Source organism: Acidovorax sp. DMC1, assembly GCF_056314325.1.
Genome location: NZ_JBQUYO010000006.1, coordinates 269,484 through 292,108 on the forward strand (window position 1 = coordinate 269,484; position 22,625 = coordinate 292,108).

Consider the following 22,625-nt stretch of genomic DNA (forward strand, 5'->3'; position numbering starts at 1 on the left):
ATGACTGCATCCCCCGCCACCCCTTCATCACCCACCGCCCACTCCGCACTGTCCGACCATGGGGTGGCCGCCACCCGCTGGCTTGCCACCGGCAGCCTGCTCGCCCTGATTGTTCTGTGTCTGGCCTGGGAGCTGGTGCTGGCCCCGGTCAGGCCTGGCGGCTCGTGGCTGGCCATCAAGGCGCTGCCACTGTGTATCCCGCTGGCGGGCATCCTGAAAAACCGCATGTACACCTACCGTTGGGTCAGCCTGGTGATCTGGCTGTATTTCACCGAAGGCGTGGTGCGCGGCTGGGGCGACAAGCCGCCATCGCAGTGGCTGGCCTGGGGCGAAGTGGCCTTGTGCCTCGTGCTGTTCACTGCCTGCACCCTGCATGTGCGCGTGCGCCAGCGCAACGCCAAGGCCGCCGCTGCTGTGGCAGAAGCCAGCGCGGCGACGCCCGCTCCCTGATGCCCTTAGCGCAGTCCCCTGCCACCCGATCCACCCACTGAACACGCTGCTTCATCCATGACCACCTTGCTCGACACCCTGCGCACCATCGTCGGCCCCGCCCATGTGCTCCACGAAGGCGACCTGACCGCCTGGGAACAGGACTGGCGCCGCCGCGTGCGCGGCAAAGCCCTGGCCGTGGTGCGCCCCGCCAACACGCAAGAGGTGGCCGCCGTGGTCAAGGCCTGCGCGGCAGCGGGCACCGCCATCGTTCCCCAGGGCGGCAACACCGGCCTGGCTGTGGGCTCGACACCCGATGACAGCGGGACGCAGATCGTGCTGAGCCTCACACGCATGAACGCGGTGCGCAGCGTGGACACCGACAACCTGACCATGACCGTGGAAGCGGGCTGCATCCTGCAGAACCTGCAGGACGAGGCGGAGAAGGCTGGCGTGCTCTTCCCCCTGAGCCTCGCGGCCGAAGGCAGCTGCACCATCGGCGGCAACCTGGGCACCAACGCGGGCGGTACGCAGGTGGTGCGCTACGGCAACGCGCGCGACCTGTGCCTAGGCCTCGAAGTAGTCACGCCGCAGGGCGAGGTGTGGGACGGCCTCAAGGGTCTGCGCAAGGACAACACCGGCTACGACCTGCGCGACCTGTTCATCGGCAGCGAAGGCACGCTGGGCATCATCACCGCCGCGACGATGAAGCTCTACCCCCAGCCCGCCGCCAACCTCACCGCGTGGGCGGCTGTGCCTTCGATGGAACACGCTGTGGCTTTGCTGGGTCTGGCACACAAGCAGCTGGGCGCGGGCCTCACGGGCTTTGAGGTGATGGGCCAGTTTGCGCTGAGCCTGGTGGGCAAACACATGCCGCAGCTGCGCGTGCCGTTTCTGGGAGACGACAACGCGCCGTGGTGTGTGCTGCTCGAAAACTCCGACAGCGAATCCGAAGAGCACGCCCGTGCACGATTCGAGTCGCTGCTGGAAACCGCGTTTGAAATGGGCTGCGTGACCGACGCCGTGGTGGCCGAGAACCTCACGCAGGCGCACCAGCTGTGGCACATCCGCGAGAGCATTCCGCTGGCCCAAGCCGAAGAGGGCTTGAACATCAAGCACGACATCTCGGTGCAGATCTCGCGCATCCCCGCCTTCGTGGCGCACACCGATGCGGTGCTGCAGCGCGAGATCCCGGGCGTGCGCCTGGTCAACTTCGGCCACCTGGGCGACGGCAACCTGCACTACAACGTGCAGGCGCCGGCAGAAGGCGACCCCAAGGCCTTCCTGCGCGAGTACGAGGACCATGTGAACCACCTCGTGTACGAGGCGGTGGCCGAGTTCGGCGGCTCGTTCTCGGCCGAGCATGGCATTGGCGAACTCAAGGCCGACAAGCTGGCCAAATACCAGTCGCCCGTGGCGCTCTCCATGATGCGCGCCATCAAACAGGCGCTGGACCCGCAGGGCATCATGAACCCGAAGCGCGTGCTGCAGTAAACCCACTGAAAGCTGCCCAATGACCGCTGCCATCACCGTGCGCCCGGCTCAACCCGAAGACTACGCCGCCTGGCGCCCGCTCTGGGACGGCTACAACGCGTTCTACGGCCGCTTTGGTGCCACCGCGCTGCCAGAGCGCATCACGCAAACCACCTGGCAGCGCTTTCATGACGCGGCAGAGCCCATGTTCTGCCTGGTGGCGCAAGACGATGCCAGCGGCGAGCTGCTGGGCCTCACGCACTATGTGTTTCATCGCAGCATGACGCGCATCGAACCCGTGTGCTACCTGAGCGACCTGTTCACCCGCGAGGCCGCGCGCGGCCGGGGCGTGGGGCGGGCGCTGATCGAAGCGGTGTACGGCGCAGCGCGCGCCGCCCAATCGTCACGCGTGTACTGGCAAACCCATGAGAGCAACACCGCCGGACGCCAGCTGTACGACAAGCTGGCCAAGCACCATGGCTTCATCGTGTACGCCCAAGAACTCTGACCGCCGCCCCAAGGACCTGCGATGACCCTGCCCGACCTGCACCGCGCCATTGCCGAACACACCGGCACGTTCACCTGCGAACGCATCAACAAGCCGCAAGAAACCAAAACGGTGAACTTCCAGCACCACATCCAGCCACCTGCAGCGCTGGATGCGCCACTGCCCGACGTGGGCCAGTTGCCAGCGTTCTACGCCACGATGGGCGGCGTTTTGCTGTACCACGACGCCAACACCGGCGATGCCGCCCGCTACATCGCCCCGCCCGCTGAATGGCCCACTCTGCAAGAAGCGTTTGAGGGCTGGACGGAACATCTGAGTGACGAAGAACGCGAAGAGATCCTGCCCGACTGGATTGCGCACAGCCTGGTGATTGGCGAAACGCCCCACTCGGGCAACTACATCCTGATGGCGACCGATGGCGATTGCGCCGGCCAGGTGTTCGAGTTTGACCACGACGGTTTTGAATTCACCCACGTGGCCAACGACGTGGTGGACTATGTGCAGCGCCTGCTCCACCTCGAGAGCCAAATGCTGGCCAACATCGCCTCGCACATGCGCTTCATCGACAAGAACACGGGGGCCCAGTGGTGGATTCTGGAAATGAACGACAACCAGGGCCACCGGGTGCGTACTGATGTGTGAGGTGCGTCAGGGGTGCGCGCGCCAATTGCTATTAAATTGAGAGCAACTAGCGCATACAAATTGAGCGCCAGAGGCTCTTTTAGCTATAAAACTCGCTAACTCGCCCGTGACCCGAGGGTTGACGCCACCGCAAACAAGGTGACGTCACAACCGCTTGCGCATGGGCTGCGCCTGCAGCCCGGCCCACGTTTGCACCACGCCATGCGGCACATAGCCATGACGGCGGTAAAAGGGCTCTGCCGTGCGCGTGCTCTCCAGGTCCAGCGTGGCGAGCCCCACATCGCGGGCGTGGGCCTCAACGTGCTGCAGCAACGCACGCCCTACCCCCCGATGCAATGCCTCCGGCACCACGTAGCACAGCGCAAGCGTGGCCTGCGCCCGCAGCGCAAAGCCCACCATCGTTTCGCCCCGGTATGCGCCCCACGCTGCAGCACCCGGCGCGGCCATCCACGCGGCCAGGTTCTCGGGCGTCTTGTTGGCCAGCCAGGCTGTCAGGATGGCAGCGTCATTGGCATGGTCGAGCACGCAGCAGTGGGTGATGGACTGGCGGGTGACCGTACAGGCGGCTTCTGCCGCATCTGCCCCCACAGGCATGATGCAAAGGGATTCGGCGGCAGCGTCGGCGGGCGTCATGCCGATGCGGCCCGCGACAGACCAAGCAGCAACACCGCCAGCACGGCATAAAACGCTGATCCGGCCATGTACACCCCGGTCGCTGTCACCACGCGTTGACCATCGCGCCGAAACGACAACGCCCCGGCGGGAGCAAACATGTGGGCTTCCTTTTTGCGCGCATCTTCCGTGCGCCAGCGCCCCAGGCTCAGCGCACGCACCAGCAGTGCACCGGTAGCTATGAGCAGCACATCCACTGCCGACCACAACACCGCAACCACAAGATCAGTCATGGGCATCCCTGGCGAATTGACGATGTTTGATCATAGACATGCCGCTCCCAGGGGGGGCGGACACAAGTCCCATGTCAGCGCGGGTCTTGGTCGGCGGGATGTCGCTCGCTCCATGCGCGTGCAGCGGCCCAGCCCGGCGGCACGCAGCCCCGCTCTATCACACACAGGCTGGCACTGGCCAGTGCATGGCGCAGTGCCAGCTGGCAGGCGTCGGCCGTCAGCCCGCCCACAAACTGCGCAAAACTCGCAACCCCAGTGGCCTGCGACTGCCGCAGCAAATGCGCCAGCAACCCGGCCAGAAGGCTGTCGCCCGCGCCCACGGTGTCCACCACCTGCAGCGGCTGGGCCTCTTTGGCAAAACACTGCGCGCCGTTGCGGTGCAGCAGCCAGGCGCCTTCCGCGCCCAGCGTCAGCGCCAGCAGGTGGGCATGCGGGTTGGTGGCGAGCAAATGCTGCGCACGGGCCAAGGCATCCACACCCGGCACGGCCAGATGCTCCAGGTCTTCGTCGCTGGCCTTGATGATGTGGGCGTGGGCCAGCGCTGCGTGCACCGTGGTGCGGTAGGCCGGCAGGTCGGGCATGACGGAGGGGCGCAGATTGGCATCGACCACCACGCAGCGGCCTGCGGCGCGCTGGGCGGCCAGCCACGGCAGGTAGATAGCCGTGTCGCGCGCGTCGAGTGCCAGGGCGCCGGTGCAGACCAGCTGCAGCGCGGGCAAGGCGGCGCAGCTACCGCCCAGGCCCGCGGCGGACACGGCACGGTCTGCCACGCCCTCGCGGTAGAAGGCGTAGTCGGGGTGGCCTTGCGCATCGAGGTTAACCACGGCCAGGGACGTAACTTGCTGCACAGGCTCGGGCTGGGCCAGCACCACGCCGTCGGCCACCAACTGCGCCGCCAGTTCACGGCCAAAGCGGTCGCGCGACAATGGGTTGAGGTACTGCGTGCCAACCCCTTGCCGGGCCAGCGCGCGGCACAGGTTGTAGAGCGCGCCGCCCAGGCATGGCAGGTAGCTGCCATCGGGGCGGCGGATGAGGTCGATGAGGGCCTCGCCGGCGATGGCGGCGTGGATAGGCGTCGTAGCGGTAGAGGTGTTGGGTGCAGAAGTCATGGTGGCTTGTTAGGCAGCAGATCAGAACTGCGATTGCAGCGCGGGGTACAGCGCGACAAAGCGGGCATAGCGTTCGGCCAGCAGGGCTTGTTGCGCAGGCTGTGGCACGAAGGTGGCGTCAGCGGGCAGGGGTTGGCACCAGTGGGCTTCATCACCCCTGCAGGCCATGGCCGCCAGGCGCGCGGCGCCCAGAGCCGCAGCAGCATGTGCCCCCTGCGGGCGCTGCAGTGGAGTGCCCAGCGCACTGGCCAGCAGCTGCGCCCATGGGTTGCTGCGGGCACCGCCACCGACCAGGGCCAGGGCTGCGCCAACATCACCAGATGCACTGCCCTGCCCGGCCCCAGCGGCACGCATCGCATTGAGGCCATCCAGCAAACCAAAGCCCACACCTTCTATCACCGCATAGGCCAAGTCGACTGCGTCGTGCTCAGCACGCAGCCCCATGAAAACACCGGTGGCAGCCGCGTTGTTGTGCGGCGTGCGCTCGCCGCTCAGGTAGGGCAAAAACAGCGGCGCCTGCGCCTGGCGGGTGGTGCTGAGGGCGCCCACCGCGTCCGACAGTTGCGCCTCGTCGCCCCGCCCTGTGAGCCGCGTGACCCAGCCAAACGCACTGGCTGCGCTGAGCATGACCGACATGTGGTGCCAGCGCTGCGGCAGCGCATGGGCAAAGGCGTGCACGGCACGCTCGGTGGCGGGCGCAAAGGCATCCGTCACACGAAAGACCACGCCCGAAGTGCCCAGCGACACAAAACCCTGCCCGGCGGTGCGGGCACCCACGCCCACGGCACTGGCGGCGTTGTCGCCCGCGCCAGCAGCCACGACGATATTGCCACCAAGCCCCCAGCGGCCTGCCACATCGCTGCGCAGCGTGCCCGTGGGAGCGCTGCCCTCGGCCAGCGCGGGCATGTGCGATGTATCCAGCCCGCAGGCCTGCAGCATTGCCGGGCTCCAGGCGCGAGCCTGCACGTCCAGCCACAGCGTGCCCGATGCGTCAGACATGTCACTCACGGCATCACCGGTGAGCTGCAGGCGCAGCCAGTCCTTGGGTAGCAGCACGGTGCGGATCTGCGCAAACACGGCAGGCTCGTGGGTGCGCAGCCAGAGCAGCTTGGGCGCGGTGAAGCCGGGCATGGCGAGGTTGCCGGTGATCTGGCGTGATGTGGGCACGGCGCCTTCCAGCTGCGCACATTCGGCACTGGCGCGGCCGTCGTTCCACAAAATGGCCGGGCGCAGCACCTGGCCTTGAGCACCCAGCACCACGGCGCCATGCATATGGCCCGACAGGCCGATGCCCCGCACCTGCGCCCACGCAGCAGGCACCTCTGCGCGCAGCTGCGCCACGGCGGCTTCCACTGCCGCCCACCAGTCGGCCGGGTGCTGCTCACTCCAGGTGGGCTGGGGGCGGTGCTGGGGCACGGCCGCATCGGCCGTGGCGACCACCGCTTGCGCGTCGTCCAGCAGCAGGAGCTTGACACCCGAGGTGCCCAAATCGATTCCGAGGTACATGGGGGATGGACCGATGTCAGTGATTCATAGTGAAAGCGCAAGCCCTGCGCAGTGCGTCTGACGGGCTGCAGGCCGGGAGTCCACAAGCAGGGACGCCTCATCCATGAGGCCATCCCTACTGGACTCAGGAGGTCTTGCCAAACCTTCCGGCGCCCTGCTTGCGGTACTCGCTGGGCGTCATGCCCTTGATGTCCAGAAAGCGGCGGTTGAAGTTGGCCATGTTGTTGAACCCCACGTCATACGCGATGTGCGTGATGTAGCGCTCGGTCTCCATCAGCAGCTGGCACGCGCGGTTCACGCGCACCAGGTTCACAAAGTCGGTGAAGGTGTTGCCCGTGGCCCGGCGGAAGAAGCGAGAAAAACGGCTCTCCGTCATGCCCAGCTCCTGCGCCAGGTCGGCGGCCGACAGCGGCTCTGCCAGATGGTCGGTGATGCGGCTCACGATGGCGTTGATCTGGTCGAGCTGCGTGTCGTCGTCCTCGCTTTGCAGCTGCGTGCTCGACAGCAGGCGAAAGTCGGTGCAGCGCGCCAAGTCGCTCAAGAACTCGCAGAACGCGCCAAACCGTGCCAGGCCCTGGCGCGCCTTGATGCGGTGCCAGTGCTCCTGCGCCTGCGCCTCCATGCCGAAGAACTCGATGCCGTGGCGTGCGCGCTCCAGCAGGGGCAGCACCTCGCGCAGCTCAGGGATGCTCTCGCTGCTGGCGACCAGCGGCGCGTGCGAGAACTGGATCACCAAGTCGCGCAGCGGCACGCCGCCTTCGGGCAAGTCCATGCTGATCCAGTTGTGCGGCAGGCGTGGACCGGTCAGCACCAGCTGACCGGGCTGGAACTGCCCGATCCAGTCGCCCACAAACACCTTGCCCGAGGTGGCGGTGATCAGGTGCAGTTCGTACTCGTCGTGGTAGTGCCAGCGCGCCAGCGGCGTGGGAAAACCATGCGACAGACAGCGGATGAACCCCGCCGTCTCGGGCGGCTCGTAGCCCAGCGCGGGCGAGCGCACATAGTCGTGCTCCAGCTCGGGCTTGGTCTGGCGCGGGGCGGTGGGCGTTTTCACGGTCATGGCAGTGGGTGGGCCGAAGTTACACCAGCATCAGGCGCCTGTCCGCTGCGCCACAAAGGCCAGCACGCGGGCATAGGCTTTGCGCAGGGTGTCCACCAGCTCGGGGCGGCTGGCCATCTCGCCCCACAGGGTCGTGTCGGCCGCGAAGGCAGCCACCGGGTCGGTGGCCTCGCAGATGGCGTGGGCCACGGCCGGGTCCATGGCCTGGTCCTGGTAGGTGTAGGGGATCTGCCCGGCATGCCAGCGCTGCAGATAAGCCAGGAACAGTGCGGGCAGCAGGGCCACGCTGTCAAACGACGCATTGCGCGCCAGCTTGTCGCGGATGGTGGGCGCGATCATGCCGGGGATCTTGGAGAACGCATCCATGGCCACACGCTGGTTGGTGTCTGCGATGGCGGGGTTGCCGAAGCGGTCCAGCACCACGTCGCGGTAGCGCTCCAGGTCGATGGGGCACGGCAGCAGCACGGGGATCGCGTCGTCGGTCACGTAGTCGTAGGCCATCTGGCGGATGGCGGCGTCGTGCGTGCCTTCGTGGATGTACTGGTAACCCGCCAGCGTGCCCGCCCACGCAATGCAGCTGTGGGTGGCGTTGAGCAGGCGGATCTTGGCCTCTTCGTGCGCCTGCACCGATTGCACCATCTCGACGCCGACCTTTTCCCAAGCGGGCCGGCCGGCGATGAAGTTGTCTTCGATGACCCACTGGATGAAGCTCTCGCCCATCAGAGCCGCCTTGTCGTCCCAGCCGGTCGCGGCCCTCACGCGCTCAGCCACATCGGACGTGGGGCGCGGCGTGATGCGGTCCACCATGGCGTTGGGACTTGTGGTGTTCTGCTCCACCCAGGTTTTCAACTGGGTATCGCCCAGCGCGTCGATGAACTGCAACAGCCCGCTGCGCGAGCGCTCGCCGTTGTGTCGCAGGTTGTCGCAGTTCATCAGCGTCACTGCGCCCGCACCAGCCGCCATGCGCGCGCGCAGGATACTGACCAGGCCGCCGTAAATGGTGTGACCCGCCTGCCCGGCCTTGACTGCCGCGAGATCAGCGCGCAGGTCGGCAAAGGTGGGCCAATCGAGCTGGTTTTTTGCATCGAGGTAGTAGCCTGCCTCGGTCACCGTGAAGCTGATGATGCGTGTGGCGGGGTCGGCACCCATGGCAATCAGCGGGTCCAGATCGTCCTGGTAAGGAATCACGCGCTGAATGGACTCAATGACGGTGTAACTGCGCTCGCCCTGGGGCGTGACGGTCTCCAGCGTGTAGCGGCCACCCTGCGCCTGCAGGGCAGCGATGGTGTCGGCCATGTCGGGGCGCAGGTTGCCGCCCGCGATGGCCCACCCCGTGTCACCTTGCTGGCGCAGCTGGTGAACGTAGACGGCCTGGTGGGCACGGTGAAAGGAGCCCAGGCCCAGGTGCAGGATGAAATTCATGGTGCGTGACTGCAGGTTTCTAGAGATCAAAGTTCGTGGGCATCATCACGACGTCGCGGATGGTCATGCCGCGTGGGCGGGTGAGCATGAACAGCACCACCTCGGCCACTTCAGAGGCCTCGATCAGGCTGCCGCTGGCCTTGGCTTCAGCCAACTTTTCGGCAGGCCAGTCGGCCAGCAGCGAGGTGATCACGGGCCCGGGCGAGATGCAACCCACGCGGATGCCGTGCTTGAAGACCTGACGGCGCACGGTCTGCACAAAGCAGTTGACGGCCCACTTGGACGATGCGTACACAGGCTCCCACGGCGTGGGGAAATGCGCGGCCAGCGAGCTGGTGACGATGATGTCGCCCGTGCCGCGCTCGATCATGTGAGGCAGCACGTTGTGCACGTTCTTCATCACCACGTTGACGTTCAGGTTGAGCATGCGGTCGATGGCGTCAGGGTCGGCATCGACCAGATCGCCGCCCACATAAAGCCCCGCGTTGGCATGGAAGATGTCGAGCGGACCGGCGATGCTCAGCGTGCGCTGCAGCAGACTGGCGCACTGCCTGGCATCCAGCAGATCGAGCACCAGCGGCGAAGCGCGTTCGCCAATGACCGTGCAGGCCTCGGCCAGCGCGGCCTCGTCGCGGTCGATCAGCACCACGCGCGCGCCCGCATCGGCCATGGCCTGGGCGCTGGCAAAGCCTATGCCAGAGGCCGCGCCAGTGATGGCCGCCACCTTGCCTTGGAGTGGGTATTGCAGGCTCATGACCGTCATGCAGCCTGCCGGGCCACCACGCGCCCTTGGGGGTCGAACCAGTGGGCTTGCGAGGCATCGATGTCCAGGCTCACCGCATCGCCCGCGCGCAGGCCTGTGCGGTCGTTCTGGCGGGCCACAAACTGCGCCCCGCCGGGGGTGCTGACGTAGATCAGGGTTTCGGCGCCCAGCGCTTCCACCAGGTCCACCTGGCCCGGCACCGGCGTTGCGCCGGTGTTGCGCACCGTGATGTTCTCCGGGCGCAGGCCAATGGCGCCGCCCATCGCGCCTTCCGGCGCCTGCTGCTGCACGGGCGGTGGCAGCTGCGGCAAGGGCACCACGTTCATCTGCGGCGTGCCGATGAACTGGGCCACGAACTGGTTGGCGGGCCGGTCGTACAGCTTCAGCGGCGTGCCCACCTGCTCGATGATGCCGTCGCGCAGCACCACCACACGGTCGGCCAGCGTCATGGCCTCGACCTGGTCGTGGGTCACGTAGATGGTGGTGGCGCCCAGGTCGCGGTGCAGCTTCGCGATCTCCACGCGGGTCTGACCGCGCAGCGCTGCGTCGAGGTTGGACAGCGGCTCGTCGAACAAAAACACCTTGGGCGCACGCACGATGGCGCGGCCGATGGCCACGCGCTGGCGCTGGCCGCCCGACAGCTCCTTGGGCGTGCGCTGCAGGTACTGCGTGAGGTTGAGGATGCGCGCAGCGTTCTGCACCTTTTCGTCGATCACCTGCTTGTCCACCTTGGCCAGCTTGAGCGCGAAGCTCATGTTCTCGTACACGCTCATGTGCGGGTACAGCGCATAGCTCTGGAACACCATGGCCAGGTCGCGCTTGCTCGACGGCTGGTCGGTGATGTCGCGGCCATCCAGCATCAGCGTGCCGCCGTCAATGTTTTCGAGCCCCGCGATCAGCCGCAGCAGCGTGGACTTGCCGCAGCCCGAGGGACCCACGAAGACGATGAACTCGCCCTTCTGGATGGAGAGGTCGATGCCCTTGATGGCGCGGTGTTCGCCAAAGAATTTCTCGATGCCGCGCAGTTGAAGGTAGGCCATGGAATCGGGTTCCTGAATGCTTGAAAACTGGGGAGATGAACGCTGCGCTTTACTTGACCGCGCCGAACGTAAGACCTTGGACGAGCTGCTTCTGGCTGAACCAGCCAAACACCACGATGGGCGCAATGGCCATAAGCGATGCCGCAGACAACTTGGCCCAAAACAGACCCTCGGGGCTGGAGTACGACGCGATCAGCGTGGCCAGCGTGCCCGCCTTGGCGGCGCTCAGGTTCAGGCTCCAGAAGGCCTCGTTCCATGACAGCACCAGGCACAAGAGGCCGGTGGACGCGAGCCCGCCCATGCCCAGCGGCAGCAGCACCAGGCGCACCTCTTGCCACAGCGTGGCCCCGTCCATGCGTGCGGCTTCCAAAATCTCACGCGGGATGTCCTTGAAGTGCGAGTACAGCATCCAGACCATGATGGGCAGGTTGGACAGCGCGAACACGATGATGAGCGCAAGCTGCGTATCGAGCAGTTGGCTCTTCTGCGCCAGCACGTAGATGGGCACCAGCGCGCCCACGGCGGGCATCATCTTGGTGGAGAGCATCCACATCAGGATGTCCTTGGTGTACTTGCCCTTGAAAAAGGCCATGGCATACGCCGCAGGCGCGGCCAGCATGAGCCCCAGCACGGTGGACAGCACGCTGGTGATGACCGAGTTCTTGGCGTAGAGCAGGTAGTCGCTGCGCTCTTGCACTTCGTGGAAGTTCTCCAGTGTGGGCGTGAAGACGAACAGTGGCGGCACGGCAATGGCCTGCAGCTCGGTCTTGAACGCGGTGAGAAACAGCCAGGCCAGCGGAAACACCAGCAGCAGGGCCAAAGCCCAGGCCGCAGCGGTACGCAGGGCCAACATGCCGAGCGGAAATTGGGAACGGCGTCGTACGGTCATAAAAATGCGAGCCTTACTTGTCGAGGTTCTTGCCGACCATGCGGATGAGGAATACGGCCGCAATGTTGGCCAGCACCACCGCAAACAGTGCTCCGGCCGAGGCCACGCCCGCATCAAAGTTGAGCAGCGCCTGCTTGAAGATCAAAAAGGTGACGTTGGTACTTGCATCGCCCGGTCCCCCACCCGTGGTGGTGTAGATCTCGGCAAAGATGCTGAGCAGGAAGATGAGTTCGATCATCACCACCACGGCCACCGAGCGCGCGAGGTGCGGCACGTACAGGTAGCGCAGCTGCTGCAGGTAGTTGGCGCCGTCCATGCGCGAGGCTTCGAGCTGCTCGTGGTTCATGCTCTGCAGCGAGGTCATGAAGATCAGCGTGGCAAAGGGCAGCCATTGCCATGACACCATCACGATGACGGAGAACAGCGGGTAGTCGGTGAGCCAATCGACCGGCTGCGCACCGAAGAACATCCACACCTGCGCGAGCACGCCGTAGATGGGGTTCATCATCATGTTCTTCCACATCAGCGCGTTCACCGTGGGCATGACGAAGAACGGCGAGATCAGCAGCACCCGCACAATGCCCCGCCCCGCAAACGGCTCGTTGATCAGCAGCGCAATCGCAATGCCAGCCACCACCGTGATGAGGATCACGCTGCCCAGCAGCAGCAGCGTGTTGACCACTGCCGTGCCAAACGAAGGGTCGGTGACGAAATACTCAAAGTTCTCCAGCCCGGCAAAACCGGTCTGGTCCGGCTGCATCAGGTTGTAGCGGATGAGCGAGAAGTAGATCGTCATCACCAGCGGCACGATCATCCACAGGAAGAGCGTGGCCATGGCAGGCGTGAGCAGCAGGCGGGGGAGCAGGCGGCGATTCATGGAGGCCTCAGAAAAAAAAGTCCAGCCGAAATAGGCGTTCAGTCGGCGTCGCGAGCGGGCCGAGGCGGGGTCGCTGTACCGCAGCCGTACTCCCGTACGGCGAGGAACACCGGCCCCGGATCGGCCCGCGCAGTAGCCGCATGAATGCCTATTTGTAGTAGCCGGCTTTTTTCATCTCACGGTCCGCCGTCACCTGACTGGCCTTGAGCGCGGCGTCCACCGTTGTCTTGCCTGCCAGGGCTGCACTCATCTGCTGCCCCACCGCAATGCCGATGGCCTGGAACTCAGGAATCGCAGCGAACTGCACACCCACGTACGGGCTCTTGGGCAAGGTCGAGTCGGTGGGATTGGCCGAGTCGATCGCGGTCTTCTCTGCAGCAGCGAAGCGGGCGGCCTTCTGGAACTCGGGCGACGCGTAGGTGCTCTTGCGCGTGCCGGTGGGCACGTTGGCCCAGCCGTTGGTCTTGGCGACCAGCTGGATGTAGTCCTTGCTGGTGGACCAGGTGATGAACTTCTGCGCGGCTTCCACCTTCTTGGACCCTGCGGGGATCGCCAGATTCCACGACCACAACCAGTTGGCGCCCTTGGGCGTGTTCATGGTGGGCGCCTGGGCAAAGGCCATCTGGTCGGCCACCTTGGACTGCTTGGGGTCGGCCACGAACGACGCGGCGATGGTCGCATCCACCCACATGCCGCACTTGCCCGAGTTGGTCAGCGCCAAAATTTCGTTGAAGCTGTTAGCGGACGAGCCGGGAGGGCCATAGTTCTTGAGCAGGTCGACGTAGAAGGTGATCGCGTCCTTCCAGGGCTTGGATTCGAGCTGCGGCTTCCACTGCATGTCGAACCACTGGCCGCCAAAGGTGTTGACCAGCGTGGTCAAAAAGGCCATGTTGTCACCCCAGCCCGGCTTGCCGCGCAGGCAGATGCCATACACGCCGTTCTTGGGATCGTGGATCTTGGCGGCCAGGTCCTTGATCTGTGGCCAGGTGGGGCGCTCGGGCACCTGCACACCGGCCTTGTCGGCCAGGTCCTTGCGGTACATCAGCATCGAGCTTTCGCCGTAGAAGGGCGCGGCAAACAGTTTGCCGTCGATGGACAGGCCATTGCGCACCGCGGGCAGCAGGTCATCCACGTCATAGGCGGCGTCGGTTTTCAGCTCCTGCAGCCAGCCCTTCTTGCCCCAGATGGGCGCCTCGTACATGCCGATCGTCATCACGTCGAACTGCCCGCCCTTGGTGGCGATGTCAGTCGTCACGCGCTGGCGTAGCACGCCCTCTTCCAGCGTCACCCACTTGAGTTTGATGTCGGGGTTGGCCTGCTCGAAGTTCTTGCTGAGCTTTTGCATCTCGATCATGTGGCCGTTGTTCACGGTGGCAATCACGAGTTCGGTCTGCGCGTGCGCAGCGGCGCCACACAGCGATGCCGCCAGGGCAGCAACGGCCAGGGCCAGGCGGGTGTGTGGACGGGTGGAACGGGGCATCGGAACGTCTCCTGCGTAGTTGGTATGGATCTGCCATTCAACGCCAGTCGGATCGCGGCATTGATGGACTGAACGATACCGATGCTCTGATGCTCAGTTGATACTTTGAAAAGCCATACACATACTAAATTTCGCCAGAATCTCAGGATTTATACCTAGATCCATCAATTGGGTATGTGTATTGCGCCCCCGGGATGCCTGCCTTGGCTCTGAATAGCCCAGAGCAAATTCCGCACAGGGGCGCGCTTCGTACGTGTCACTGTTTCCAAAACTGGAACAGTCAGTTTGCGACTGCGTAGTTTTTCGCCGAAGACCATCGGCGTACAGTTCAACCCATCGATGAGCCGAACCCGCAAGGCGACTCACCGAACCCGGTTCAGGAATGGTTTTTGACCCGGCTTTTTTGAGACGCTTTTTAACTTCAAGGACTTATCCATCATGAACAACACCGCACGTTTCCTCTCCATCGCCGCTATCGCTGCTTTCGCTTCTTTTGGTGCCCAGGCTGACGAAGCCGATGCTTCGCAATTTGCCACCCAATTCCAAACCAACCGCACTCGCGCTGAAGTGCAAGCCGAAGCCGCTACCGTGGCACAGACCCGCTCCATCGAACCCGCTGGTTCGCGTGTGGTGACTTACAAGTCCACGGCCGACCGCGCTGCGGTGCGTGCCCAGGCTGCTGAAGCTGTGCGCACCGGCAAGATCCCATCGGGCGAAATCAGCGCGATGTGAGAACGCAGAGCTTCCCCGGTGGTAGCCTCGCACGGTTGCTGGCCTGCCCCCCGGACTCTGAAAGGGCTCCCACTTGGGAGCCCTTTTTGCGTGGGCAACCGGCTCAGGCCACCAGCGTCTTGAACATCACATGGGCATCGACATAGCCCAGCGTGTGGTGCCTGAAGGCCCCGGGCAGCGTGCCCACGATTGCAAAGCCCAGGTGCTGCCACAGCCGCACGGCGCGCACATTGCTGGCCACCACCAGGTTGAACTGCATGGCCCGAAAGCCCATGGCCACAGCCTGCTGCTGCGAGTGCTCGCACATCAACGACGCCACACCCTGCCCCTGCGCAACCGGTGCCACCACATAGCCGCAGTTGCACACATGGGCGCCCTGCCCAGGCTGATTCGGCTTGATGAAGTAGGTGCCCAGAATCTCCCTGCCCGCACCGAGGGCGACAAAGGTTGCTGCAGGCAGCTCTACCCAGGCTTTGTGGATCTCGGCCTCGCTGCTGTCGGGGGCAAAGGCATACGTGTCTCCCGCCTGGAAGGTCGTGCGCAGGATGGGCCACACGGCGGGCCAGTCGGCAGCCTGGAGGGGGCGGATGGTGACGGGGGTGTCGGAAGTCGTCATGGGAACTGCAGTGGATGGAAGGCGAGTCCCGCATTGTCCCGCTCCGCATAAAATCCGCCGTCGGCAACGGCCACCCCTTGATGGCGGCGCCCCACCCTGAGTGATCCATCCCATGACCCAGCCTTCTGCCGCTCCGGCAGCCTCTGCCCTGCCTGCCCGCCCTGTGCGCTCCCAGTACGAAGACTTCATGCGCCATGTGTTCACGCACGGCGTGGACAAGTCGGACCGCACGGGCACCGGCACCAAGAGCGTTTTCGGTCACCAGATGCGGTTTGACCTGAAGGAAGGTTTTCCGCTGGTCACGACCAAGAAGGTGCACCTCAAGTCCATCATCCAGGAGCTGCTGTGGTTCCTGACCGGCTCCAGCAACAACAACTGGCTGAAAGAGCGCGGCGTGACCATCTGGGACGAATGGGCACGCGAGGACGGCGACCTGGGCCCCGTGTATGGCGTGCAGTGGCGCAGCTGGCCCACACCAGACGGCGGGCACATCGACCAGATCAGCGACGTCATCAAGACATTGAAAACCAACCCTGACTCGCGTCGCATCATCGTGAGCGCCTGGAACGTGGCCGAGCTGCACAAGATGGCCCTGATGCCGTGCCACGCTTTCTTTCAGTTCTACGTAGCCCCGGCGCAAGAGCCCGGTGGGCGCGGCACGCTGAGCTGCCAGCTGTACCAGCGCAGCGCCGACATCTTTTTGGGCGTGCCCTTCAACATCGCCAGCTACGCGCTGCTGACCCACATGGTGGCGCAGCAATGCGACCTGGACGTGGGCGACTTCATCTGGACGGGCGGCGACTGCCACATCTACAGCAACCACCACGAGCAGGTTGAGACGCAACTGGCACGCACGCCCTACCCCTACCCCGTGCTGAACATCAAGCGCAAGCCGGACAGCATCTTCGACTACGAGTACGAAGACTTTGAGGTGCTGAACTACCAGTGCCACCCGGCCATCAAGGCGCCCGTGGCGGTCTAATCACCGCACCCACGCCCCTGCTGCATCTGCCCCCGCTTTCACCCACAACCAATACAACGAGTTTCTATCCATGTCTTCCGGCGGATTCCACGTACACGGCCCCCATGACCACGCGGTCGAACATGCCACCCACGGCCACGATGCTGCGCACCACGGCGCAGACCATGGCGGCGGCTCGTCCACGAACAAGATCGCCATGTTCACGGCCATTGTGGCCACGGTAGGCGCCATCTTTGCCTACATGGGCGGCGCCACGCAGGCCAATGCAGGCCTGACGAAGAACGACGCGGCCATCAAGAAGACCGAGGCCTCCAACCAGTGGAATTACTTCCAGTCCAAAAGCACCAAACAGAGCCTGGCCGAGCTGGCGCGTGACCTGACCCCGGCCGAGACCGAAAAGGCCAAGTACCAGGCCAAGATCGACCGCTACGAAAAAGAAAAGAACGAGATCAAGACCGTGGCAGAAAAGCTGGAAGCCGATGCCCACGCATTCGACCAGCAAAGCGAAGCCCAAATGCACCAGCACCACCGCTGGGCCCAGGCCACCACCGCGCTGCAGGTGGCGATTGCCCTGGCCGCCATTGCGCTGCTGACCAAGAAAAAGTGGCTGGAATACGGCATGTACGGCGTGGCCGCCGTAGGCCTGGGTGTGGGCGCGCTGGCGTTCCTGCACATCTGATCCCCTCCCCACTCACGCACCTAGCGAGCCCCATGCCCCTGCACCTCATCTACGCCCGCGCGGCCAACGGCGTCATCGGCAAGGACAACCGCCTGCCCTGGCACATCCCCGAGGATATGGCGCACTTCAAGCAGCTCACGCAGGGTTGCCCGGTGGTCATGGGCCGCAAGACCTGGGACTCGCTGCCCCCGCGCTTTCGCCCCCTGCCCGGCCGCGCCAACATCGTGGTGACGCGCCAGGCCGACTGGCAGGCCGAGGGTGCCCACCGCGCTGGCAGCCTGGCCGAAGCCTTGGCGCTGTGCGACGCGGGCAAGACCGTGTGGATCATTGGCGGCGCGCAGATCTATGCCGAGGCCCTGCCCCTGGCAGACTGCGTGGAGGTGACGGAGATCGCCCAGGACTTTGACGGCGATGCCTATGCCCCCGTGCTGGGAGCAGAATGGGTAGAAACCGCCCGCGAGCACCATGTCAGCACCAACGGGCTGCCGTTCAGCTTTGTGACCCGTGTGCGCCGCAGCTGACGGCGTAGCCCCACCACTCTTTTACTCACATTTTGATAGCTGCTAGCGCATGATTCACTAGCGCTACCGGCCAAAAACCATGCAAATCGCCACCTGGAACGTGAACTCCCTGTCGGTGCGCCTGCCCCAGGTGCTGGCCTGGCTGGCCGCCAACCCGGTCGATGCCCTGTGCCTGCAGGAGCTCAAGCTCACCGACGACAAGTTTCCGCACGACGCGCTGAAAGAGGCGGGCTACGAAGCCGTCGCCTTCGGCCAGAAGACCTACAACGGCGTGGCCATCCTGAGCCGCCACCCGTTGCGCGACGTGGTGCGCAACATCCCTGACTTTGGCGACGAGCAGGCCCGCGTCATTGCCGCCACGCTGGACACGCCCACAGGCCCGCTGCGCCTACTCAACGGCTACTTCGTCAACGGCCAGGAGCCGGGCTCGGAAAAGTTCGCCTACAAGATGCGCTGGCTGCAGGCATTGCAGGACATGGTGCGCGCTGAGATGGCCGCGCACCCGCGCCTGGTGCTGGTGGGCGACTTCAACGTGGCACCGGAAGACCGCGACTCGTACGACCCCGAAGGCCTGCGCGAGACCATCCACCACACGACCGAAGAGCGCAACCACTTCCAGGCGCTGCTGGCGCTGGGGCTGACCGATGCCTTCCGCATGTTCGAGCAGCCCGAAAAAAGCTACTCGTGGTGGGACTACCGCATGCTGGGCTTTCAGAAAAACCGGGGCCTGCGCATCGATCACATCCTGGTGAGCGAAGCGCTCAAGCCCACAGTGACGGCCTGCGTGGTGGACCGCGCCCCGCGCAAGAACCCGCAGCCCAGCGACCACGCGCCGGTGGTGGTCACGATGAGCGCCTGATACGCCCTAGAACCGCTGGGCTGCAGCCCTCAGGCTGCCCGTATGCGACGCAAAAAAGGCTGCCAGAGTATTCCTCTGGCAGCCTTTTTTCTAGGGGCAACCCTCAGGTGCAGCACAGGCGCCATCTCAGGCGTGGCTTCCCCCAGGGACGCCCTTGGCCCTTGGGATCAGGGCCGTGGCGAGAACCCGTCGCGCAGCGCACGCACCTCGTCATGGTTGCGCTGGGCGCCTTGTGCCTGGCGCTCCACCAGCGCGCGCACATCGGCAGGCAGCGCGGCTTTCAACGCCTTGCGGTAGCGGGCCACCGCAGCGTCCTCACCACGCTCGCACTCTTCCAGCACGGCCTTGTCGTCGCGGGTGGAGAGTGCCGTCTTCACCGACACCCAGCCCCGGTGCAGCGCACCTGCCACCGTGCCGCCCTGTGCGGGGTCGCCATTCAGGCGGCGGATCTCATGCTCCAGCTCGACAGCGGCAGCGGCACATTCACGCGAGTGGCGCTGGAAGATGCCCTTGAGCTGACCCGACTCGGCATGCTCTGCACAGGCATGGAAGCCGTACTCGCCATCGCGTGCAGACTCCAGCAGGTCATTAAGTACATCGACCACATCTTCGGCGTCGATCACGTCCATGGGGCGGTCGGTGGCGAGCGCAGTGCGGTTGGCGGCGCGCTCCCACGCCGCACGGGTGGCGGGGCGCACATCGGTCCAGGCCAGGCCGTCGCTGCCGTGGCGTGCGCGCCAGTCGTCCGCCAGGCGCGGCTCGATGGCGTCAAAATCGCCCTCGTAGCGGCCCACAGACGACCAGCCCAGCTCATAGGCGGGACGGTATTGGTCGTACGTGCGGCCGCCCACGTAGTAGGGCTCGCGGTGGTAGGTTTCGCGCCAGTAGGCGTCTTCTTCGGTGGGATTGACGGCCTCGGCAGCCGCCTTGCCAGCCAGGCCGCCGGCCACAGCCCCTGCTACGCCACCAATGGCAGCGCCGACCGGGCCGCCGAAAGCACCGGCAGCAGCCCCGGCGGCAGCGCCCCCCAGGGCAGCACCCACGCCCGTTCCGACGGGGTGAGCACCCGGCTCATTGGTCAAAGGGTCACGGTTGGCATCGTTGAAATCCGACATAGGAACATCTCCGGTTGGTTGACAGTGACTTCATTGTTGAAGCCACCTCCGGAGTGCCGGGTCGGCCCAGGGAGGGCCTGCATGTAGGACATGGCCCGCCATGCAGTGCGATGCGCAGCGCGCATCCGGGCCAAGTTACAGCGATGCCACCAACGAAGCGGCGGCACCTTGCATCGCTACGATTTCAATAGCTACAGAGGCATGATCAACATTCGCCTGCGGCCATTTTCACGCTTCGTCCGGCGCGTCCAGGCCCAGCTCCTGGATCTTGCGGGTGATGGTGTTGCGCCCGATGCCCAGGCGCTGCGCGGCCTCCATGCGGCGGCCGTGGGTGGCCACCAGGGCCGTACGAATCAGGCGCGACTCAAAGCGCCGCGTGAGCGCGTCCCACACCTCGGGCTGGCCGCCTGCGAGCAGTTTTTGAGCTTCTGTTTCGAGTGCCTGCTCCCAACTGTGGGCGGCAGCCACAGGGGCTGCCACAGCGTCGGCCGACCAGGACGCAGCGGCCGCAGGTGCAGACGCAGGCACGGGAATCGACACGGGCGCTGCGGGGTGCAGACCACCCACCAGATCGGGCGCTGGCTGCGCCACCGGGGCGACAGGTGCCAGCGGGGCCACCGGCATGGATGTCACCGTCGCTGCTGCAGGCTCAGCTCCAGCCGTAGCGCGCACGGGCGGCTGGTAGACCGGAGCTTCCAGCACCTCGGGCGGCAGGTCCTGCAGCGAGATCACCTGCGCGGGCGCCATCACCGTGAGCCAGTGGCAGATGTTCTCCAACTGGCGCACATTGCCCGGAAAGGCGAACTGCTCCAGCCGCGCCAGCGCCGAGTCGGCAATGCGCTTGGGCTCCACGCCCAGCTGCCGCGCGCTTTGCTGCAGGAAGTGGCGCGTGAGCATGGGCACGTCCTCGTGCCGCTCGCGCAGCGCGGGCAGGCGCAGGCGGATCACGTTGAGGCGGTGGAACAAGTCCTCGCGGAAGCCACCTTCCTTGACGCGCTGCTCCAGGTTCTGGTGCGTGGCGGCAATCACGCGCACATGGGCCTTGACGGCCGCGTGGCCGCCCACCCGGTAGAACTGGCCGTCAGACAGCACGCGCAGCAGGCGCGTCTGCAGGTCAAACGGCATGTCGCCGATTTCATCGAGGAACAGCGTGCCGCCCTCGGCCTGCTCGAAGCGGCCGCGCCGCTGCGTCTGCGCACCAGTGAAGGCACCACGCTCGTGGCCGAAGAGTTCGCTCTCCAGCAGGTCCTTGGGGATGGCGGCGGTGTTGATGGCCACAAAGGGGCCGTCCGCCACGGGCGAATGCTTGTGCAGCGCGCGCGCCACCAGTTCCTTGCCCGAGCCGGATTCGCCGGTGATGAGCACCGTGACCTGGCTTTGCGACAGCCGCCCGATGGCGCGGAACACGTCCTGCATGGCGGGCGCCTGGCCCAGCATTTCGGGGGTTGCAGTCTGGCGCTCTTCGGTGACTTCTTCGCGCTGGCTCTCTTCGACCGCGCGGCGGATCAGCTCCACCGCCTTGGGCAGGTCAAAGGGCTTGGGCAGGTATTCGAACGCGCCGCGCTGAAAGGCCGACACCGCGCTGTCGAGGTCGGAGTACGCCGTCATGATGATGACGGGCAGGCCGGGCTGCAGCTCGCGCACCTTCTCCAGCAGTTGCAGGCCCGAGCCTCCGGGCATGCGGATGTCGCTCACCAAGACCTGGGGGCCCTGGCGGGCGGGGTCGCCCGCAGTGACATCGGCCAGTGCGTCCAGCACTTCGCGCGGATGCGTGAAGCTGCGCGTGGGCAGGTTCTCGCGGGCCAGCGCCTTTTCCAGGACGAAGCGGATCGAGGGGTCGTCATCTACTATCCAGATCGGCTTCATATGTTTTTCTTACCTTCCCTGTGGTTGCGTGTCAGGGACCGTCGTGCGCTGTCAAGGCAAGGGGATCAGGATTCGGAAGTCGGTGCGACCCGGTACGCTGTCGCATTCGATCAACCCGTGGTGTCGCTGCACGAAGGTTTGCGCCAACGTCAGCCCCAGCCCTGATCCGCCGTCCCGACCCGACACCAAGGGGTAAAAAATCCGCTCCTTGATGGCATCGGGTACGCCCGGTCCGTTGTCGATGACATGCAATTCCAGTGCCAGCCGATAGCGTTGCCGGCCGAACGTGACCTGGCGGGCCACACGTGTGCGCAGCGTGATCACGGCATCGCCCTTGGCGATACGCTCTGACAGCGCCTGGGCCGCGTTCTGCACAATGTTCAGCACCGCCTGAATGAGCTGCGCACGGTCCCCCCGGAACTCGGGGATGGAGGTGTCGTAGTCGCGCTGTACCTTGAGGCCCTGCGGGTATTCGACCAGCACGAGCGAGCGCACCCGCTCGCACACCTCGTGGATGTTCACGTCGCCCACCAGATGCGGGTGGCGGTGGGGGGCTAGCAACCGGTCCACCAGGCTTTGCAGGCGGTCGGCCTCGTGGATGATGACCTGGGTGTATTCGGTGAGCTCGCGGTTGTCGAGTTCCATCTCCAGCAACTGCGCCGCGCCCCGAATACCGCCCAGCGGGTTCTTGATCTCATGGGCCAGGTTACGGATCAGCTCCTTGTTGGCCTGGGCCTGGTCGCGCAGGCGCTCTTCGCGGTCCTGGCGGGCCTGCTGCTCCAGCGGCCACAGCTCCACCAGGATTTCGCCCACCTGCTCGGCATCGGCCACGTTGACATGCACGGGCACCGGGTCCTGGTGCAGGCGCTTCAGGCTGGCCTCGTAGCGCAGCGCGGCAAAGTCTTTGCCCCGGGCGCCCGCCAGGGCAGTCTGCAGCAAGGCGGGGTCGGTGAAGAAGGTGGAAAAGTCCGCCCCTTCCAGGGTGCGGCGCGACAGGCCCAGCGTGTTTTCCAGGGCGGCGTTGGCAAACTGCACGGCACCATCATCCGCACGCAGCACCGCCACCAGGGTGGACATCAGGTCCAGGGAATGAAAACGCCCGGTGTCAGTGCCGGACAGGTCGGGAAAGGAAGGGGCACTCACGCGCTGTCG

General features: G+C 65.3%; 24 protein-coding genes. 9 read left to right on the forward strand and 15 right to left on the reverse strand.

What is annotated here, in order from left to right; translation table 11 throughout:
- Genes ACT531_RS14720 through ACT531_RS14735 form a run of 4 tightly spaced genes read left to right on the forward strand, consistent with a single transcriptional unit; the run spans position 1 to position 3,052 of the window.
- The gene (locus ACT531_RS14720) at positions 1-450 is read left to right on the forward strand and encodes a DUF2069 domain-containing protein (protein WP_476017880.1); all 450 of its coding nucleotides are present in this window, start codon (positions 1-3) and stop codon (positions 448-450) included.
- Positions 451-507: 57 nt separating this feature from the next.
- Positions 508-1,923 (forward strand): FAD-binding oxidoreductase, encoded by a 1,416-nt coding sequence (locus ACT531_RS14725; RefSeq protein WP_295943952.1) that lies wholly within the window; start codon positions 508-510, stop codon positions 1,921-1,923.
- A gap of 19 nt (positions 1,924-1,942) precedes the next feature.
- Positions 1,943-2,410: an N-acetyltransferase family protein gene (locus ACT531_RS14730; protein ID WP_476017881.1), complete on the forward strand. Its 468-nt coding sequence runs from the start codon at positions 1,943-1,945 to the stop codon at positions 2,408-2,410.
- A 21-nt stretch (positions 2,411-2,431) separates the two neighbouring features.
- On the forward strand, positions 2,432-3,052 hold the full coding sequence (locus ACT531_RS14735) for an SMI1/KNR4 family protein (RefSeq protein WP_476017882.1): 621 nt from the start codon (positions 2,432-2,434) through the stop codon (positions 3,050-3,052).
- Between the two features lie 144 nt (positions 3,053-3,196).
- Here the strand turns inward: ACT531_RS14735 and ACT531_RS14740 are convergent, their stop codons facing one another.
- From ACT531_RS14740 to ACT531_RS14790, 11 genes are all read right to left on the reverse strand, one after another.
- Positions 3,197-3,685, reverse strand: a complete 489-nt coding sequence (locus ACT531_RS14740; protein WP_476017883.1) for a GNAT family N-acetyltransferase — start codon at positions 3,683-3,685, stop codon at positions 3,197-3,199.
- Positions 3,682-3,957, reverse strand: a complete 276-nt coding sequence (locus tag ACT531_RS14745; protein WP_476017884.1) for a hypothetical protein — start codon at positions 3,955-3,957, stop codon at positions 3,682-3,684. The genes ACT531_RS14740 and ACT531_RS14745 overlap by 4 nt, the downstream gene beginning before the upstream one ends.
- A gap of 74 nt (positions 3,958-4,031) precedes the next feature.
- Entirely contained in the window at positions 4,032-5,066 is a 1,035-nt protein-coding gene (locus ACT531_RS14750; RefSeq protein ID WP_476017885.1) for a PfkB family carbohydrate kinase, read from the reverse strand.
- A 21-nt stretch (positions 5,067-5,087) separates the two neighbouring features.
- The gene (xylB, locus tag ACT531_RS14755; RefSeq protein WP_476017886.1) at positions 5,088-6,572 is read right to left on the reverse strand and encodes a xylulokinase; all 1,485 of its coding nucleotides are present in this window, start codon (positions 6,570-6,572) and stop codon (positions 5,088-5,090) included.
- Positions 6,573-6,696: 124 nt separating this feature from the next.
- Positions 6,697-7,632, reverse strand: a complete 936-nt coding sequence (locus tag ACT531_RS14760; protein WP_291445812.1) for an AraC family transcriptional regulator — start codon at positions 7,630-7,632, stop codon at positions 6,697-6,699.
- 30 nt (positions 7,633-7,662) lie between these two features.
- Positions 7,663-9,054: a D-arabinitol 4-dehydrogenase gene (gene dalD, locus ACT531_RS14765; protein ID WP_476017887.1), complete on the reverse strand. Its 1,392-nt coding sequence runs from the start codon at positions 9,052-9,054 to the stop codon at positions 7,663-7,665.
- Positions 9,055-9,073: 19 nt separating this feature from the next.
- On the reverse strand, positions 9,074-9,808 hold the full coding sequence (locus tag ACT531_RS14770; protein WP_476017888.1) for an SDR family oxidoreductase: 735 nt from the start codon (positions 9,806-9,808) through the stop codon (positions 9,074-9,076).
- Between the two features lie 5 nt (positions 9,809-9,813).
- Positions 9,814-10,857 (reverse strand): ABC transporter ATP-binding protein, encoded by a 1,044-nt coding sequence (locus tag ACT531_RS14775; RefSeq protein WP_476017889.1) that lies wholly within the window; start codon positions 10,855-10,857, stop codon positions 9,814-9,816.
- Between the two features lie 49 nt (positions 10,858-10,906).
- Positions 10,907-11,746, reverse strand: coding sequence for a carbohydrate ABC transporter permease (locus ACT531_RS14780; RefSeq protein WP_476017890.1), 840 nt, complete (start codon positions 11,744-11,746; stop codon positions 10,907-10,909).
- A gap of 13 nt (positions 11,747-11,759) precedes the next feature.
- The gene (locus tag ACT531_RS14785; protein WP_110959103.1) at positions 11,760-12,623 is read right to left on the reverse strand and encodes a carbohydrate ABC transporter permease; all 864 of its coding nucleotides are present in this window, start codon (positions 12,621-12,623) and stop codon (positions 11,760-11,762) included.
- A gap of 148 nt (positions 12,624-12,771) precedes the next feature.
- Positions 12,772-14,103, reverse strand: a complete 1,332-nt coding sequence (locus ACT531_RS14790) for an ABC transporter substrate-binding protein (RefSeq protein WP_209820341.1) — start codon at positions 14,101-14,103, stop codon at positions 12,772-12,774.
- A 438-nt stretch (positions 14,104-14,541) separates the two neighbouring features.
- On the opposite strand from ACT531_RS14790, the gene ACT531_RS14795 reads away from it, so the two are divergent.
- A complete protein-coding gene (locus ACT531_RS14795) occupies positions 14,542-14,835 on the forward strand; it encodes a hypothetical protein (protein WP_015013516.1) in 294 nt (97 codons plus the stop codon).
- Positions 14,836-14,938: 103 nt separating this feature from the next.
- Here ACT531_RS14795 and ACT531_RS14800 read toward each other — a convergent pair whose 3' ends face one another.
- On the reverse strand, positions 14,939-15,451 hold the full coding sequence (locus ACT531_RS14800) for a GNAT family N-acetyltransferase (protein ID WP_209820338.1): 513 nt from the start codon (positions 15,449-15,451) through the stop codon (positions 14,939-14,941).
- A 112-nt stretch (positions 15,452-15,563) separates the two neighbouring features.
- Here ACT531_RS14800 and ACT531_RS14805 point away from each other — a divergent pair, with 112 nt between their 5' ends.
- The 4 genes from ACT531_RS14805 (at position 15,564) to xth (ending at position 18,492) form a co-directional block, all read left to right on the forward strand.
- Positions 15,564-16,433, forward strand: coding sequence for a thymidylate synthase (locus ACT531_RS14805; protein WP_309823296.1), 870 nt, complete (start codon positions 15,564-15,566; stop codon positions 16,431-16,433).
- Between the two features lie 70 nt (positions 16,434-16,503).
- Positions 16,504-17,112, forward strand: coding sequence for a DUF4337 domain-containing protein (locus ACT531_RS14810; RefSeq protein ID WP_476017891.1), 609 nt, complete (start codon positions 16,504-16,506; stop codon positions 17,110-17,112).
- A gap of 32 nt (positions 17,113-17,144) precedes the next feature.
- A complete protein-coding gene (locus tag ACT531_RS14815) occupies positions 17,145-17,633 on the forward strand; it encodes a dihydrofolate reductase (RefSeq protein WP_476017892.1) in 489 nt (162 codons plus the stop codon).
- A gap of 79 nt (positions 17,634-17,712) precedes the next feature.
- Positions 17,713-18,492: an exodeoxyribonuclease III gene (gene xth, locus ACT531_RS14820; RefSeq protein ID WP_015013437.1), complete on the forward strand. Its 780-nt coding sequence runs from the start codon at positions 17,713-17,715 to the stop codon at positions 18,490-18,492.
- A gap of 167 nt (positions 18,493-18,659) precedes the next feature.
- On the opposite strand, the gene ACT531_RS14825 is transcribed toward xth, so the two are convergent.
- From ACT531_RS14825 to glnL, 3 genes are all read right to left on the reverse strand, one after another.
- A complete protein-coding gene (locus ACT531_RS14825) occupies positions 18,660-19,607 on the reverse strand; it encodes a ferritin-like domain-containing protein (protein WP_110959110.1) in 948 nt (315 codons plus the stop codon).
- 228 nt (positions 19,608-19,835) lie between these two features.
- Positions 19,836-21,473 carry a nitrogen regulation protein NR(I) gene (gene ntrC, locus ACT531_RS14830; protein WP_110959111.1) on the reverse strand — a complete coding sequence of 546 codons (1,638 nt, stop codon included), beginning with the start codon at positions 21,471-21,473 and terminating at the stop codon, positions 19,836-19,838.
- 51 nt (positions 21,474-21,524) lie between these two features.
- A complete protein-coding gene (glnL, locus tag ACT531_RS14835; RefSeq protein ID WP_043566259.1) occupies positions 21,525-22,550 on the reverse strand; it encodes a nitrogen regulation protein NR(II) in 1,026 nt (341 codons plus the stop codon).
- Positions 22,551-22,625 lie beyond the last annotated feature (75 nt).

What these genes read in the sequence shown, in the direction of transcription:
- ACT531_RS14720 (WP_476017880.1), top strand. Translation starts at nt 1, where the DNA reads ATGACTGCATCCCCCGCCACCCCTTCATCACCCACCGCCCACTCCGCA.
- ACT531_RS14725 (WP_295943952.1), top strand. Translation starts at nt 508, where the DNA reads ATGACCACCTTGCTCGACACCCTGCGCACCATCGTCGGCCCCGCCCAT.
- ACT531_RS14730 (WP_476017881.1), top strand. Translation starts at nt 1,943, where the DNA reads ATGACCGCTGCCATCACCGTGCGCCCGGCTCAACCCGAAGACTACGCC.
- ACT531_RS14735 (WP_476017882.1), top strand. Translation starts at nt 2,432, where the DNA reads ATGACCCTGCCCGACCTGCACCGCGCCATTGCCGAACACACCGGCACG.
- ACT531_RS14740 (WP_476017883.1), bottom strand. Translation starts at nt 3,685, where the DNA reads ATGACGCCCGCCGACGCTGCCGCCGAATCCCTTTGCATCATGCCTGTG.
- ACT531_RS14745 (WP_476017884.1), bottom strand. Translation starts at nt 3,957, where the DNA reads ATGACTGATCTTGTGGTTGCGGTGTTGTGGTCGGCAGTGGATGTGCTG.
- ACT531_RS14750 (WP_476017885.1), bottom strand. Translation starts at nt 5,066, where the DNA reads ATGACTTCTGCACCCAACACCTCTACCGCTACGACGCCTATCCACGCC.
- xylB (WP_476017886.1), bottom strand. Translation starts at nt 6,572, where the DNA reads ATGTACCTCGGAATCGATTTGGGCACCTCGGGTGTCAAGCTCCTGCTG.
- ACT531_RS14760 (WP_291445812.1), bottom strand. Translation starts at nt 7,632, where the DNA reads ATGACCGTGAAAACGCCCACCGCCCCGCGCCAGACCAAGCCCGAGCTG.
- dalD (WP_476017887.1), bottom strand. Translation starts at nt 9,054, where the DNA reads ATGAATTTCATCCTGCACCTGGGCCTGGGCTCCTTTCACCGTGCCCAC.
- ACT531_RS14770 (WP_476017888.1), bottom strand. Translation starts at nt 9,808, where the DNA reads ATGAGCCTGCAATACCCACTCCAAGGCAAGGTGGCGGCCATCACTGGC.
- ACT531_RS14775 (WP_476017889.1), bottom strand. Translation starts at nt 10,857, where the DNA reads ATGGCCTACCTTCAACTGCGCGGCATCGAGAAATTCTTTGGCGAACAC.
- ACT531_RS14780 (WP_476017890.1), bottom strand. Translation starts at nt 11,746, where the DNA reads ATGACCGTACGACGCCGTTCCCAATTTCCGCTCGGCATGTTGGCCCTG.
- ACT531_RS14785 (WP_110959103.1), bottom strand. Translation starts at nt 12,623, where the DNA reads ATGAATCGCCGCCTGCTCCCCCGCCTGCTGCTCACGCCTGCCATGGCC.
- ACT531_RS14790 (WP_209820341.1), bottom strand. Translation starts at nt 14,103, where the DNA reads ATGCCCCGTTCCACCCGTCCACACACCCGCCTGGCCCTGGCCGTTGCT.
- ACT531_RS14795 (WP_015013516.1), top strand. Translation starts at nt 14,542, where the DNA reads ATGAACAACACCGCACGTTTCCTCTCCATCGCCGCTATCGCTGCTTTC.
- ACT531_RS14800 (WP_209820338.1), bottom strand. Translation starts at nt 15,451, where the DNA reads ATGACGACTTCCGACACCCCCGTCACCATCCGCCCCCTCCAGGCTGCC.
- ACT531_RS14805 (WP_309823296.1), top strand. Translation starts at nt 15,564, where the DNA reads ATGACCCAGCCTTCTGCCGCTCCGGCAGCCTCTGCCCTGCCTGCCCGC.
- ACT531_RS14810 (WP_476017891.1), top strand. Translation starts at nt 16,504, where the DNA reads ATGTCTTCCGGCGGATTCCACGTACACGGCCCCCATGACCACGCGGTC.
- ACT531_RS14815 (WP_476017892.1), top strand. Translation starts at nt 17,145, where the DNA reads ATGCCCCTGCACCTCATCTACGCCCGCGCGGCCAACGGCGTCATCGGC.
- xth (WP_015013437.1), top strand. Translation starts at nt 17,713, where the DNA reads ATGCAAATCGCCACCTGGAACGTGAACTCCCTGTCGGTGCGCCTGCCC.
- ACT531_RS14825 (WP_110959110.1), bottom strand. Translation starts at nt 19,607, where the DNA reads ATGTCGGATTTCAACGATGCCAACCGTGACCCTTTGACCAATGAGCCG.
- ntrC (WP_110959111.1), bottom strand. Translation starts at nt 21,473, where the DNA reads ATGAAGCCGATCTGGATAGTAGATGACGACCCCTCGATCCGCTTCGTC.
- glnL (WP_043566259.1), bottom strand. Translation starts at nt 22,550, where the DNA reads ATGTCCACCCTGGTGGCGGTGCTGCGTGCGGATGATGGTGCCGTGCAG.